This is a genomic window from Aeromonas media (assembly GCF_000819985.1).
Lineage (GTDB): Bacteria > Pseudomonadota > Gammaproteobacteria > Enterobacterales > Aeromonadaceae > Aeromonas > Aeromonas media.
The window spans coordinates 17513-32027 of the sequence record NZ_CDBZ01000197.1; the positions used below are offsets into that span (position 1 = coordinate 17513).

A 14515-nucleotide genomic window follows, 5' to 3' on the forward strand; every position below is an offset into this window, starting at 1 on the left:
AAACACTTGCGCCTTGGGCCTATCTTGGGATAATTCGCTCCCCTGTTTTTGCCGATTGATGAAATAACGAACCACCCAGGTCGCCCTTAACCCGGATGGCCCCCGGTTCTGTTACCCGGATTGATGAAATAACGAGACAATTATGCCTGTGACCCAAGATGTATTTAACGAAGACGGCAAGTTCATGCGCAAGATCCGCAGCTTCGTCCGTCGCGAAGGCCGCCTGACCAAAGGGCAGGAGAAGGCTCTGGAAGAGCTCTGGCCGGTCATGGGCATCGATTTCGCACCGGCGCCGCTGGACATGGTGGCGCTGTTTGGCCGCGAGGCCCCGGTGGTGCTGGAAATAGGCTTCGGCATGGGCGCCTCCCTGGTGGAGATGGCCAAGAATGCCCCCGAGAAGAACTTCATCGGCATCGAGGTACACTCTCCCGGTGTGGGTGCCTGCCTCGGCACCGCCCAGGAGGCGGGCGTCACCAACCTGCGCGTGATCTGTCACGATGCGGTGGAAGTGCTGGAGCACATGATCCCGAACGGCTCGCTCGCCTGCCTGCAGCTGTTCTTCCCGGACCCCTGGCACAAGAGCCGTCACCACAAGCGCCGCATCGTGCAGCCGGCGTTTGCTCAGGACATTCGCCAGAAGCTCGCCATCGGTGGCGTCTTCCACATGGCCACCGACTGGGAAAACTACGCGGAACACATGCTGGAAGTGATGAGTGCCGCCGAAGGGTACGAGAACACCTCCGCCACCGGCAACTGGGTGGAGCGCCCCGACTGGCGCCCGCTGACCAAATTCGAACAACGTGGCCATCGTCTCGGTCACGGGGTCTGGGATCTGATTTTCAAACGTGTCAGCTAAGCTGGCGCGTCAACTCGCGTATCCACTAACTTGAGGAGCTATCATGGCCAATCGTAGCCGTCGTCTGCGTAAGAAACTGCGCGTCGATGAATTCCAGGAAATGGGTTTCGACATCAGTTTCAACTTCCCGGTCGGCACTGCCGAAGAGACCATCGATGCGGTAGTCGATGCGATGATCGATGAGGTTGTTGAACCCCGTAAACTGGCCTTCGCCGGTTCGGGCCACCTGGCCTGGGAAGGCATGATCTGTACCCAGCAACTGGGCAAGTGTACCGAAGAAGACCGCGCCGTCGTCAAATCCTGGCTGGAAGGCAAGGGGATGGAAGCGGTGGTGGTCACCGAGTTGTTCGACCTCTGGTACGGTGAGCCGGCCTGATATCGGATTGCCTGTCACGGGCACATAGAAAATCCCGCCGCCGGCGGGATTTTTGTCGGTGAGCCTCGCCTCACCTCGTCTCATCTCATGGAATCGTCGATGGTGTTGTCATCCGAATTACTGGCCAGCATCCTGGAAGAGGTGCGTCCGCTGCTCGGGCAGGGCAAGGTGGCCGATTATATTCCCGCGCTGGCGCAGGTGCCGGCGGACAGGCTCGGGATCGCCGTCTGTACCGTGGAGGGGGAGTTGTTCACCGCCGGTGACGCCTTCGAGCCCTTCTCCATTCAGAGCATCTCCAAGGCCCTGAGCCTCACGCTGGCACTCACCCTCTATCAGGAGGAGGAGATCTGGGCCCGGGTGGGCAAGGAGCCGTCAGGCCAGCCGTTCAACTCGCTGATCCAGCTTGAGTTCGAACACGGCATTCCCCGCAACCCCTTCATCAATGCCGGTGCCCTGGTGGTGAGCGATCTGCTGGAGACCCGGCTTACCGCCCCCCGGCAGCGTACCCTGGAGCTGGTGCGGCGCCTGTGCGGCAATCCTGCCATCATGGCGGATCAGGTGGTGGCCCGCTCCGAATATCAGCACGCCGCCCGCAACGCCGCCATCGCCTACCTGATGAAGGCCTATGGCAACTTCGAGAACGAGGTGGACAAGGTGCTGCAGAGCTACTTCAATGCCTGTGCCATCCGCATGAGCTGCGTCGATCTGGCCAGGGCATTCATCTATCTGGCCAACCGTGGCGTGCCGCTCGGTGAGAGCACGCCCCTGCTGCCTGCCCGCACCACCAAGCAGGTCAACGCCCTGCTCGCCACCTGCGGCCTCTATGACGAAGCCGGTGATTTTGCCTATCGGGTTGGCATGCCGGGCAAGTCCGGGGTGGGGGGCGGCATCATGGCGCTGATCCCCGGCGAGCTGACGGTCTGTGTCTGGTCCCCCGAGCTCAACAAGGCGGGCAACTCCCTGGCGGGCACGGCGGCGCTGGAGCTGCTGGCCGAGCGCCTGGGCCGCTCCATTTTTTAACTTTGTTCACTATGCATCGAGACAACATCATGAAACGAATGACAGGACTGTGGCGAAGCGGCCTGGCCGCCTTGCTGCTCTGGTGTGCCTGGCCCGCCCTGGCCGCCGAACTGCCCTCCCTCTCCCTGGCCGATGCCAAGGCGAAGCAGGCCGTGATTCTGGATACCCGCCCCAGCTACTTCTACCAGGGCTGGCCCATGGCGGGCGAGACGCAGGGTGGCCATGTGGCCGGTGCCGAGCACCTCTCCGCCGAGTGGAAATACAGCGATGAAGAGTGGCCAAAGGCGCTCGCGAGCAAGGGGCTGAAGGCCGATCTCCCGGTCGCCCTCTACGGCGCACCGCGGGAAGTGGCCGAGGTGGCCCGCCTGCTGCGCCAGCAGGGCATCAAGCAGCTGTTCGAGCTGCAGGGCTGGCAGAGCGCGCCGCGCGAGCACCTGGCCCGCTGGCAGCAACTGGTCTATCCGCTCTGGCTCGCCGATCTGCAGGCAGGCAAGCCGGTGGCTGCCGCCCCCAAGGGGGAGTGGAAGGTGTTCGAAGTGGACTGGGGGGCTCCCAAGGCCTATCTGCTGAGCCACATTCCGGGGGCTGGTTACATCGACACCAACCGCCTGGAGGCGGAGCCGCTGTGGAACAAGGTCTCTGACGAAGCCCTCAAGCAGTTGCTGCTGGAGAACGGCATCCGTCACGACACCACCGTCATCCTCTATGGTCGCAACACCATGGCGGCGGCCCGTGCCGCCCATCTGATGATGTATGCCGGGGTGGAAGACGTACGCCTGCTGGATGGCGGCCTGGATGCCTGGTTCGTGCAGCACCTGCGCACCGAAACGGGCCTGGCGAACAAGTTTGAGCCGGTGAAGGAGTTTGGCGTGACCATTCCGGCCCATCCCGAGTACTACACCACCCTGAGCCAGGCCAAGGCGCTGCTCGAGCAGCCCGATGGCGCTCTGGTCAGCGTGCGCACCTGGGATGAGTTTGTCGGCAACACCTCCGGCTACAGCTACATCAAGCCCAAGGGCGACATTCCCGGTGCCAAGTGGGGTCGCGGCGGCGTGGATGCCAACAGCATGAGTGACTTCCACAACCCGGACGGCACCATGAAGCCGGCTAGCGAAATCCTCGCCATGTGGGATGAGTGGGACATCGAACCGACCCAGCAGGCCGCCTTCTACTGCGGTACCGGCTGGCGCGCCTCCGAGGCCTTCTTCTACGCCTGGCTGATGGACTGGAAGCGGATCAGCGTTTACGACGGCGGCTGGTACGAGTGGAGCTCGGATCCTGCGAACCCCACCGTCACCGGTGAGCGCAAGCCCAAGGGCTGATGACGCCAATGCGTTGCCCTGGTAAAGGCCGGACGAATGTCCGGCCTTTTTCATTGGCGCCTCCTGGCTCATCCCGCTGTTAACTCTCTGATCAATATCGCTGTTTTCATATTCTGGCCGCACTCGTTCAGGGGGCGGTGCTTGAGCTAGGCTTCAAGAAACATCCTCGTCCTGAGGATGCCGGAGGGAGAAGAGGCGGGCAATGAAACGACTGATGATGATCCTGGTGTGCATGCTGGGGCTGGTGGCGTGCAGCTCCCAATACATCATGAGCACCCGGGACGGGAAGATGATTACCACCGACAGCAAGCCCAGGCTGGATGAGGACACGGGCATGTACCGCTACTACGACGAAGAGGGGCGGGAGATGTTGATCAACAAGGATGACATCACCCAGATCATGGAACGTTGAGACGCACGACGAACAGGGCTGCCCGCGGGCAGCCCTTTTTGTTTCAGCCCGTCAGCTCCCCCACCTGGCGGTTCACCTGACCGGCGAACAGCTGATGGAAGCGGGAGCCCGGATTGGCCAACAGGCTGACCGGCGAGCCCTGCTCCACCACGGTACCTGCCTCCATCACCACGACTTTGTCCACCGACAGCAGCGGCTCCAGATGGTGGGCGATCACCAGGTAGCTGGCCTCGGGCCGGTAGCGATAAAGTAACTCCGCCATCTTGCGCATGCCGCCGTGACTAAGATCCGAGGTGGCCTCGTCCAGCACGATGAGCGGGCGGTGCGACAGCAGAATGCGGGCGATGACCAGCAACTGGGTCTCGCCGGCGGAGAGTTGCAGCCTGTCGAGATCTTCGTCCAGCCGGCCGGCGCAGCGTTCGGCCAGGCCGACCCGGGCCAGCGCCTGTTCCAGCGCGGCGTCGCTCTGCTCGCTCAGGGGGGAGAGATTCGCACGCAGGGTGCCGAAGAAGGTGAGGGGGATCTGGGAGACGGTGTCATAGAGTGCGCGCACTGCCTCCGGCGCCAGGGCAGAGAGCGGCTGATCGCCGTAGTAGATCTCCCCCTGGGATACCGGATACATGGCCTGCAGCACCCCGAGCAGGGAGCTCTTGCCCGCCCCTGTGCGGCCACAGACACCCACCTTCTCGCCGGGGGCCAGCTCGAAGTTGACCCTGTGCAGGGCCCACTGGCTGGCACCCGGGTAGCGCAGTCCCAGGTTGTCGAAACGCACCGCCGGATGGGGCGTGGCGAGGGCCTCTCCCTCCTGACGCTCGCTCTCTATCTCGCTGTATTCACGCACCCGCTCCACTGCGTTCATCACCTGTTCCACCTCGGCGAAGGTACGGATCAGGGAGTTGAGCATGGCCGAGGCGGTGAAGGCGTAGGTGATGGCCACGGCCCCCAGCAGCGGGCTGTTGCCAAAGGCCACCATCAGTGCCACTGCCCCCACCAGGGCGGCGGAGAGCAGGGTCTGGTGCATGCCGAGCCAGCGGTTGATGGAGGTGGTGGTGTACCAGCTGCGCAGGTTGTTGTCATAGTGATGCAGCACCTGATCCAGGGCGAAGCGTTCGGCCCCGGCCAGACGCAGGGCGGGGGCACCGCGAATGGTCTCGCTGATGCTGATGTAGAGCGGGGAACGCAGCACCGAGGACTGGCGCCGCAGCTTGAGCTGCACTGCCCGGTAGCGCCGTTGCAGCACGTAGAGCGCCCAGCCCACCAGGGGGGCGATGAGCAGCAGCAGGGGAATGTTGATGCCGATGACCACCACCTGCAGCAGCACAGAGACCAGCATGCCGAACAGCCCCATCAGCATGGACAGCAGCACCTCCTGGGCCTCCCCGAGATCCCGGTCGAAGCGGTTGAGGATGCGCCCCTGGGGCACCTTGTCGAAGAAGGCCATGGGGGCGCGGCTGATGCGACCCAGCATGCCGTCGAACAGGGTCCAGGCCAGCTTGAGGCCGAGTTTGTAGTTGATGACCCGCACCACCATGATGCAGACGAGGGAGCCCGCCCCCAACAGCACATAGATGCCGAGCAGGGTGCCCACATCGCTCACCTCGGCCTTGCCGCCGAGCCAGAGATCCGAGGCGATGCGCAGCCCCTCCTGACCCAGGGTGAGCAGCAGGGCGATCAGGATGGCGCCGGGGGCGGCCAGGCGCTGCCACATGAAGCCGAACAGCCCCCAGTCCACCTTGCCTTCCACCACTTTTTCTTCGCTGAACTGCTCCGCCTCCTGAGGCGCCACCATGGGGGTGGGGAGCGGATGCTGGATAAGATCCGCCAACTGGCGGGCGTCGAGCTCCACCAGCCGGCCCTGCTCGATACGGATCACTCGATCGCAGTGGGCAAGCACATCCGGATCGTGGCTCACCAGCAGCCGGGTCGGTCCCGGTTTGAAGGCGAGCCCCTGCTCCAGCACCTGGGCCGAGACGATAGGGTCCAGTGCAGACAGGGGGTTGTCCAGCAGCAGGATGTCGGCCTCTGCATAGAGGGCGCGGGCCAGAGCGACCCGCTGTTGCTGACCGCCGGAGAGGCGGGTGCCGAGCTCACCCACCAGGGTCCGATCCCCGTGGCTCAGCAGTCCCAGATCCGTGGTGAGGGCGCAGGCACCGAGCACCCAGTGGTAGCGCTCCTCGTGCCAGGGTTGGCCGAACAGAATGTTGTTGCGGATGCTGTCGTTCATCAGCCAGGGTTTGTGGCCCAGATGCGCCACCCGGCCGTTGCGGTGGATGCTCCCCTCGAAGTCGTTGTCAAAACCGGCGACCAGGTGCAGCAGGCAGCTCTTGCCCGCGCCGGTCGCCCCGGTGATCCCCACCAGCTCCCCCGGCTGGATGCTGAGGCTGACGTCCTGCAACACCATTTTTTGCTGGTGCAGGGCGGTGACGCGGTCTAGCCGCAGGCTGCCTGCCGGCAGGCTGGGGTCGGTGAGATCCCGATGCTGCTCCGGGCCATTCAAGAACTCGCACAGCCGGTTGAAGCCCGTATTGAAGTTGATCAGGGTGCGGATGAGGTAGGGCAGCCGCATCATGGGGATCCGCAGCACCGCGAACAGGGCTATGGTGGTGAACACCTGGGGCAGGGTCAGGCTCTGGCCCGAGGCCAGATAGGTGGTGAAGGTGGCGAGCGTCACCAGCAGCGGAGTGCTCATCATCAGGAAGCTGTTGATGGCATCGAGCTTGAGCACCCGGCCGAGCACAACGAGTTCCTGTTGACGCTTGGTGTTGGCCGCCCGGGTGAAGAAGGTGCCGAGACCGTTCTGGCGCACCAGCCGCAGCTTCTTGATGTACTCCGCCAGTATGCCGTTGCGCTCGTCCTGCTGGCGCTTGAGTTGCTGCTCCTGCTGGTTCATGCGGCGCACCACCCGGGTGGAGAGGAGCAGCAGCAGGGTGAGCACCACAAAGCCCACCAGGCCGGCGCTGCCCACCTGCCATACCAGCAGGGCTATGGTGCCCGCCAGCTGCAGTGCCATGGTGAGCGGCATGGCGGGATCCGCCAATATCCAGGTAATGTCCCACACGTCCCGGTTGATGAGGTTCTGTACCCGGCCACCGGCCCTGTCATCGAAGCTCTTGCCGCCGAGTTTCATCACCTTGGCGAGCAGGGACTCGGCCAGCAGGCGGCGAATGGGGACGTGCATCTTGAGCGCCAGCTGCAGGGAGTGCTCCGCCAGCATGCCGGCGGCGAGCACCGAGGCAAACAGGGCGAAGGCCAGCAACAGCTTGTGGCCGGTGCTGGCCCCGGTGCCGAGCTGGGTCATGCTGTGGTTGAGCAGCCAGGGGCTGGCCAGGGTGGCCAGCATGCCGATCAGCTGCAACAGGGTGAGCAGGCCGATGCGGCGGCGGTAGTGGCGCCAGATAAAGGCCATGATGGGCCAAGGGCGCACCGGCGCAGCGGCGGTGAGCGCGAGGAAGGCATCGGCCCGCGCGTCGCGCCTGTCTTCCGGCAGCAGGGGGTAGAGATCGTCGAGACCGACCTGGGGCTCGGTCAGCCCCTTGCGTTGCAGCGGGCCCGTCCAGTGATAGAAGAGGCGGCTCAGCCAGCCGGCCGAGATTTCCGGATGATCCAAAGGGTGTCCTTGTTGTTTTGTGTTGCTTCCGACAGGGCGGGGCGGCTCATGGGCCGCCCTCGATATTCTTGTTATGGCGGGCGCGCCGCCCGAGCGGGATCAGCAGTCCCGGTTCAAGCGGATGAGCCGGTCCAGGATCTGCTCGCCGTCGACTCTCAGGCCGTTGTGCTCGTACTCGTTGGTGATCCAGGCGCGGCTGTTGCCAAGGCCCTTGAGGGTATCGCGGCTGTAGTCGAACTCCACGTACATGTCCTCGGCATAGACGGCGCAGGCCACCGGCACCGGGTTCTTAGCCAGCTGAGCCGGGTTGTAGAGGGTGCCCCAATCGGCCTTTTTGGCCAGTAGATGAGCGGCCTCCTTGAGTGGTATCAGCTCGCGGAACTGCTCGAACATCCAGGGGAAGATCATCTCGCCGGTGAAGGCAAAATCCTTGCCCGGCGCCCAGGCCAGGGCCGGATACTCGCCCCTGACCCGCTCGGCCGCCCAGTTGCTTGCGCTCCCCTCGCAATAGATGGACTCGTGCAAAATGGCGAACACAGGATTGGTGTTGAACGGCTGCATGGCCTGCACCTTGTAGAGGAAGGCGGGGTTGATTTCCTCGCCGATGAAGGCGTCCTCCAGCAAGTAGTAGAGCTCCTCGAAGGCGCCGCTGGCGCCGAGATCCAGCCCCTGCTGCTGCAACTGCTCCACCGTCAGGCGCTGGCCGTTCGGCAGGCGGACGTCGTGGCGGTGCAGGTGGGTCGCCAGCCGGTTGGCGATGGCCTGGGCATGGGGGAAGCGGGCGAAGAAGGCGCGGTTCTTGTCCGCCACCCGTTGATAGGTGGCGCGGTAGACCTCGTCCGCGCTGCGACCTATGGGGGCCACGCCGCCGGTGAGGTAGACCTCGTGCAGGCTGCCTGGGAACAGGGAGAGATAGGTGAGGCTGCAAAAGCCGCCGAAGCTCTGGCCAAGCAGGCTCCAGGGCCGGTCCGGGCTCAGGGTCTCGCGAATGTATTCGGCGTCCCGCACTATGCTGTCGGCGCGAAAATGGCCGAGGTAGCCGGCCTGCTCAACCGGGGTGAGCCCGGCCAGTGCCTCGGCGTTGATGGGGGTGGAGTGGCCAGTGCCGCGCTGATCGAGCAGCAGCACCCTAAACTCCTGCAGGGCCCGCTTGATCCAGCCGCCGCTTGCGGTCGGGCGCGGGGCGCCAAAGCCCGGCCCCCCCTGCAGATAGAGCAGCCAGGGCAGCTCATCGTTCAGCTTGTCTTGGCGACAGAGAGTGCGGCCAAACAGGGTAATACTCTTCTCGTCATCCGGTCGCTGGTGGTCGAGGGGCACGGTGAAGAAGTGTGGCTCGCAATGGATGCCATCCAGCACGTAGTGCAAGGGGCTGCTCATCTGGGGTCTCCCTGAGGTCGGAAATCGTCGGCCTCATCATAGCCCTGGCTCGCAGAAGGGTCACGCCGGTTTTCCCGATAATGAGCGGCCGATGACGAGAGACTCTCTTGTGTACCTGGCCGGTTTATGGTTGCGGACCGATTGACCTTGAGCTGAACCGGGATCAAGATGCCCTTCTGCCGAGAAGGGCAGGGGAGCGGACACAACAGGACGAGGTGGGCTCGATGAAGCCGCGATGGACAAGGTTCAGAGAGAGAAGAAAAGAGACGGATCCTGAGGGCGTGCTGCAGGCGGGGTTGCTGGTATTCAGCGCTACCTGCGGGGCAACCCTGTTGCTGGCAGCCTGTAACGGCGGATAGCAGGCATGGAAGGCCCATCCGACAGGGTGGGCCTCTTCATTTGTCTCCCTTTTCCGGCAGGGGTGGACCGGCCTGGAGCCCTTTGCTGGCGCGGGTTTGCGGTAGTCTGATACCTGCTGCTATGGTCAATTTACGACGGGATCCACAGAGGGAGGCGATCATGAATAGTCGTGAAAGGGTACTGGCTCATTTGGCCACAGATCACCGGGTTGCAGGATTGACCGCTGGCGAGGCTCTGGCCGGTATCAGCCACTCGATGAGTTCGCTCCTGCTGCAACAAGATCAGCACTTCTTCCGCTCTCATGCCGATGATCCTTGTCACGAGGTCGCCCGGGCATGTTCTGCCGGTCATGTCTGGCACGGTGACGAGAATCGCTATTAGGGGATGACACTTCGGGAAGAGGAGATGCAGAAAGGCCCGCTCAGATGAGCGGGCCTTTCGAATTTGGCTCCTCCTGCTGGACTTGAACCAGCGACATACGGATTAACAGTCCGCCGTTCTACCGACTGAACTAAGGAGGAATTATTGGTGCCCAGAGACGGAATCGAACCGCCGACACGGGGATTTTCAATCCCCTGCTCTACCGACTGAGCTATCTGGGCAACGGCGCGCATTAAACCCTTTCTGCACTGGGGTGTCAACCTTGACGCTCCAGTTTCTGGCATGTTTTTGCATAGGGTGAACCAAGTGGCGAGATAGTGTGCGAGGAGCTCCTGACCCAACACCGGGATCCGGTTGTCGGTAGGTTCTGCTATCAAGGATTTTTCCCTTTATAGAATTACCTTTTCGCTCTCTCACCGATCCCGAGCTTCCAACAAGTCAGCCCATTTTTTGTCAAAAAACTGATGAACTAACGTGCATGTTTTTTGTGCGCTGAAAAGTTACCAGAAATTGACCAGACAGGGTTTGGTGCGTCGATACCGAAGGACCTCCGGTCGTCAGCTCCTCAGCGCCCCTGTGAAGAAGAGAATTGATGGTGTTTCGGCGGGTGAACTCAAATTTATTGCGACCTACATCACAAAAGTAAATCTTGGTCACACCCCCGCAAAAGGACTCAATCGACAAGTTTTTTTATGTAGGCAAATCACGATCCCCCCAGCAAATCAGGAGAGTTTGTCACGAGATACAGAAAGTCGGTCTCCAGTGCGGGATCTGAACTTTGCCACTGAATCGCCTTCATATGACTGCCTTTAGAATCCTCAGCCACGAAAAATTCATTAAATATCAATATCATGGGTGCGTTTGACGCTGTTGTAATTTGAGGGGGGATATGAAAAAACCTGCTAGTCACCGTCATCCCGACGGTTATGGTTAGAGAGGTAGTTGTGAGCAGCGAAGTGTCAACGCCAACTGCTAAAAGTAGGCCGGAGTCACGTGGAAAACACGGCTCCAAACAAAAAGAGGTGAAAGACGAGTACGTCCCTTGGCTCTCATGGATCACATGTCCATCTGGTACCAGGGGCGGCTACTTCAATGTGCAGAGAAACAATAAGCGTCATCGGTTTATTATCGCGAATACTAATGAGGCTAGCCTCAAAGTGATACGCGATAGAGCACGTAAACTGATGGCGGAGCTCATTACAGATCCTGATGGATTCAATCAAACCTATCGCGCTAGTTTATCGGTAGAACGCTTCATTTATGATGATTACCTACCCGCAGTGCAGGAAACTCATCTTTCTATCAGGACTATTAAGTCCCGTGTGAAACCTATCGTGGAAGCTTTAGGGCACAAGCCACTGAACCGCGTCACCCGTGATGACATCGAGCGCTTTCAAGCGGAGCAAGCTAAAACCAAATCTGTTGCTACGGTGAATCGCTACGTCGCTCAGATCAAGGCCATAGCGACCTTCGCAGTGGAGCGCGGCATTCTCAAATCATCGCCTGCAGCAGGCATACGCGCTAAATACGAACCTGTCCTGCCTCCCAAGGGCTTACCCGATGAGGCAGTCAATAAGCTGGTCGCTCGCTTGATGGAAGACATTGACGAAGAAAAGGCTCGTCTGTTGCTCTTCCTGTTCGCAACGGGCTCCCGGATGGGAGAAGCTAGAGCTCTAAAGCTGCAGGATTGCGATCTCAATCGACAAATAGCGTACCTACCTACCAGTAAGTCTGGTCGGGAAAGGCTAATACCGCTTAATCAATTCGCGCTGGAGTTAATTCGACTTCAACTCCAGCGCCATGGCACGACTGGTCTGCTGTTTCGAGGCCAGGACGGTGTCTCTCAAATTTCAGAACCACGTCGGTATTGGTACCGAGTCTGCAATGATTGTGGGCTAACAGAGGTACGCATCCACGATGCCCGTCATACCGTCGCGACTTCACTGCTGAACAAGGGCTGTTCGCTCGATGTATTGCAGAAAGTCCTAGGCCACAGCTCTCCTCGGATGACCGAAAGGTACGCCCGCTACCACGATAAGACGCTGGTCAAGGCCGTCGACGCACTACACACCGTATGGGACCTGCCCAACCTCACCTGCTAACAAACTTTAGGAGATGGGGGAGGGAGACTCCCCCATTAAGAATTATGAGTCTTTCAAAAACAAATGATAACTGCAAACAGAAACGTTTCCGTTCTATTGAGGAGTCCCGTAATGGGTCTCTAGGAGCCCCCAATAGTGCTGGTCAGGGTGTATCGCCGACAGGTTCGGCATTAGGCCCCATTCAGGAGGCATCCGCGCCAGAATCAGTGCCTGTCTCTGCTATCGCCCCGGTAGTTCGGCCATCAGAGTCAGCTTTATTAGTGCCCAACGAACCCTATTGCAGCCATCAAAACTTAGCGCTGCAAGAACTGGCGCGTATCCATCAGTGGTCTCAAGAAGCGACCTATCTGGCATCCGAAGAGGGGCTAGCCCTTAATCAGGGGAAGGGCTCTTCTGAGCGTCCCATCAGGTCGGATGGTACTCATCTGTCGTATACCATTGATGAACTCCAAACATGGATGAAATCCAGTCTGTTACCCGAGCACTACGTTGTTAGCCCTGACCTGAAAGTGGTGAACCTTGAAGGAAGGAAGCCCGTTGAGCTGTTCGATACGTTAATCCTTCCGCTCAATTGCATTATTGATAATAACAATCAGTTCAAAGGGTTGGTGTTGGTCTGCATTGGCTATGATGGTAAGCCACATGTCTTTACAGTCCTGCTTGATGATGTCCTGCATGACTTGAAAAGGGTCAAGGTCCAGTTGGGTGAGCTACGTGTTGGGTATTATGGTCATGACGATCGGCAGCTTTCTCGGTTTATGAACCACTGCTCAAGATGGAACTCAATTGAGCCAATTTATCGCGTTGAGCAGGCTGGATTTATCTCTGGAAAGTTGATCTATATATCGCATGAGACCGTGCTACAGCGGAACATTGGAACCCCGGAAACCAAGCTCAGCTATCAAATCCGTAAAGCATTGCCGCAACTGAGAGCACAAGGCACCTTGCTGGAATGGCAAGAGCATGTGGCAGGGCCTGTCCGACAGCTCCCTAACATGATTTTTCCGATTTTGGCGATGCTTGGGAATGTATTGTTGAACCTCCTGAAGGAGGGGACGGTTATTGTTCACTTGCATGGGCTCAGCTCAGGCGGCAAGACGACTCGGGCGCAGATGGCACAGAGTGTCGTAGGACGAGCTACTGACCCAAGCAAAGATGGTGGGTCTGCTATCAGGAAGTGGCATGGCACGACGAATTGGCTGTTTGCTGTGGCAAAAAGTCACCACGGTATGGGGTTAGTACTGGATGAGCTTGGGTCACACAACAGCAAAAATTTCGACGGAACCATCTATGCCCTATCCAATGGGAAAACCAAAGGAAGGTGTGAAACGGGTGGGGATGAGAAGGAGGATCAAGACTCAGCCATCCTCTGTATTATATCCACTGGTGAACTCAGCACAGATGACTATCTGAGGAAAACGGGTGGCAGTGCCAATTCCGGTGTCTATGTGCGGATGCTCAACATCGAGGTTCACCCCGATGATGCGAAATTGCCCGACGAAACCCTGGCCCAAGCCAAAGCCCGGATTGACCAACTCAAAGCGGCCTGTGGTCAATACTACGGCACAGCCCTTCCGGCTTTGGCACAAGGGCTGTTGAACTTGCCGGAGGCCACTTCTTATGAGGCTTTGCAAGAGTTAGTTCGCAACCGGGTTCATGAGTGTGCCGAGCGCCTGATGCAGATGGTCAATGGCGCGATGGATTCACCTCTGGTTCGTCGTGGCCTGGATTTCTTCGCTATAACGCTGGCTACCGGCTTGTATGGTATCGAGCTGGGTGTGTTGCCCTATACCGAGAATGAGGTGGAGGCCGCCGTGCTTGAGGGTGCCAATCGCTGGGTTGCGTCCTTGGAGGAGCAACTGGATGACGTCACCCGAGCCGCTACCCAATTCAAGAATACGGTAGCGCTCCAACGACATAAAATTCACCTTGGCAAGCCAGCCGTTGTAACGAGGGAGCTCCTAGGCTTCATAGAAGGCGAACGGTGTTACATCTTTAAGGAGCAGTTCGACAAACTGGTTCCGAGCATGGGTGAAGCTGTTAAAGCATGGTTGTTCGATAACCAGTATCTTGAGAGGTATGCACCAGACCGCTATGTAAAAAAGATCAAAGTAGCGGGTGTGGATAGTGGCGTTTACTCGTTCTATTTGAATCGATTGTTTGGCAGTACTGGTGAGGTCGTCAGTAGCCATGCCGGAGAGAGTGACAGCCTGAAGGGGTCGCTGCCAAAATGCGAACCATCAAAGCGAATTTTTAGCCGATTCTCAAACAGCAAGGCGGGTAGCATCAGCGCCCCCCCCACATCGGAAACACCGGAGGAGACGACACACATCGAGCAGTTTTAAGAGTAAGGGGGGCCAGTGCGAACTGGCCCCTTTGCTTTTATGGGATCCGGTGGCAAAAGCAGGCAGCAAGGGGAGGAACGTTTTAGCAGGCCGAGAAGGCCAGGATGATCTTGTTGCGGAGGTTTGGAGGGCGGCGCAGCCAAAACGGCTCATTGGGTCGCTAAACCGCGATACGGGTGCCTCGCCATGCGGGGATTACCCCGGAATTGCTCACTGGTGTGATCTCAGCCGGTGCTGTCGAACGGTCCAAAAAAAAGCGGCCTGTAGAACTGGCCGCTTTGTCGTTACGAGCGTTTCGTGGCAGATATCGCTCACAGGAGTCAACTAATGATCAACTCATGTACAGGACCTTAAGCG

10 protein-coding genes and 2 tRNA genes are annotated in these 14515 nt (G+C 59.6%); 8 read left to right on the plus strand and 4 right to left on the minus strand.

Going from position 1 to position 14515, the window contains the following annotated elements; genetic code table 11:
* The first annotated feature begins 142 nt into the window (after positions 1 to 142).
* The 5 genes from trmB (at position 143) to BN1127_RS16825 (ending at position 3986) form a co-directional block, all read left to right on the plus strand.
* Positions 143 to 856 (plus strand): tRNA (guanosine(46)-N7)-methyltransferase TrmB, encoded by a 714-nt coding sequence (gene trmB, locus BN1127_RS16805; protein ID WP_041205099.1) that lies wholly within the window; start codon positions 143 to 145, stop codon positions 854 to 856.
* Between the two features lie 43 nt (positions 857 to 899).
* The gene (locus BN1127_RS16810; RefSeq protein ID WP_005325222.1) at positions 900 to 1232 is read left to right on the plus strand and encodes a YggL family protein; all 333 of its coding nucleotides are present in this window, start codon (positions 900 to 902) and stop codon (positions 1230 to 1232) included.
* 99 nt (positions 1233 to 1331) lie between these two features.
* A complete protein-coding gene (gene glsB, locus BN1127_RS16815) occupies positions 1332 to 2252 on the plus strand; it encodes a glutaminase B (RefSeq protein ID WP_005325214.1) in 921 nt (306 codons plus the stop codon).
* Between the two features lie 38 nt (positions 2253 to 2290).
* A complete protein-coding gene (locus BN1127_RS16820) occupies positions 2291 to 3574 on the plus strand; it encodes a sulfurtransferase (protein WP_005325213.1) in 1284 nt (427 codons plus the stop codon).
* A gap of 202 nt (positions 3575 to 3776) precedes the next feature.
* Entirely contained in the window at positions 3777 to 3986 is a 210-nt protein-coding gene (locus BN1127_RS16825) for a YgdI/YgdR family lipoprotein (RefSeq protein WP_041205103.1), read from the plus strand.
* A gap of 43 nt (positions 3987 to 4029) precedes the next feature.
* Here BN1127_RS16825 and BN1127_RS16830 read toward each other — a convergent pair whose 3' ends face one another.
* The gene (locus tag BN1127_RS16830; RefSeq protein ID WP_042650194.1) at positions 4030 to 7593 is read right to left on the minus strand and encodes an ATP-binding cassette domain-containing protein; all 3564 of its coding nucleotides are present in this window, start codon (positions 7591 to 7593) and stop codon (positions 4030 to 4032) included.
* Between the two features lie 99 nt (positions 7594 to 7692).
* Positions 7693 to 8970, minus strand: coding sequence for an alpha/beta hydrolase (locus BN1127_RS16835; RefSeq protein ID WP_042650195.1), 1278 nt, complete (start codon positions 8968 to 8970; stop codon positions 7693 to 7695).
* A gap of 519 nt (positions 8971 to 9489) precedes the next feature.
* On the opposite strand from BN1127_RS16835, the gene BN1127_RS21790 reads away from it, so the two are divergent.
* On the plus strand, positions 9490 to 9711 hold the full coding sequence (locus BN1127_RS21790; protein WP_080675078.1) for a hypothetical protein: 222 nt from the start codon (positions 9490 to 9492) through the stop codon (positions 9709 to 9711).
* A 64-nt stretch (positions 9712 to 9775) separates the two neighbouring features.
* Here the strand turns inward: BN1127_RS21790 and BN1127_RS16845 are convergent.
* Both BN1127_RS16845 and BN1127_RS16850 read right to left on the minus strand, forming a co-directional pair.
* A tRNA-Asn gene (locus BN1127_RS16845) sits at positions 9776 to 9851 on the minus strand.
* Positions 9852 to 9856: 5 nt separating this feature from the next.
* A tRNA-Phe gene (locus tag BN1127_RS16850) sits at positions 9857 to 9932 on the minus strand.
* Between the two features lie 963 nt (positions 9933 to 10895).
* Here BN1127_RS16850 and BN1127_RS16855 point away from each other — a divergent pair.
* Together BN1127_RS16855 and BN1127_RS16860 are read left to right on the plus strand one after the other, a co-directional pair.
* Complete coding sequence (locus tag BN1127_RS16855) at positions 10896 to 11813, plus strand: tyrosine-type recombinase/integrase (RefSeq protein ID WP_042650197.1); 918 nt, start codon at positions 10896 to 10898, stop codon at positions 11811 to 11813.
* A gap of 44 nt (positions 11814 to 11857) precedes the next feature.
* Positions 11858 to 14158 (plus strand): DUF927 domain-containing protein, encoded by a 2301-nt coding sequence (locus BN1127_RS16860; RefSeq protein WP_197069658.1) that lies wholly within the window; start codon positions 11858 to 11860, stop codon positions 14156 to 14158.
* Positions 14159 to 14515: the final 357 nt, after the last annotated feature.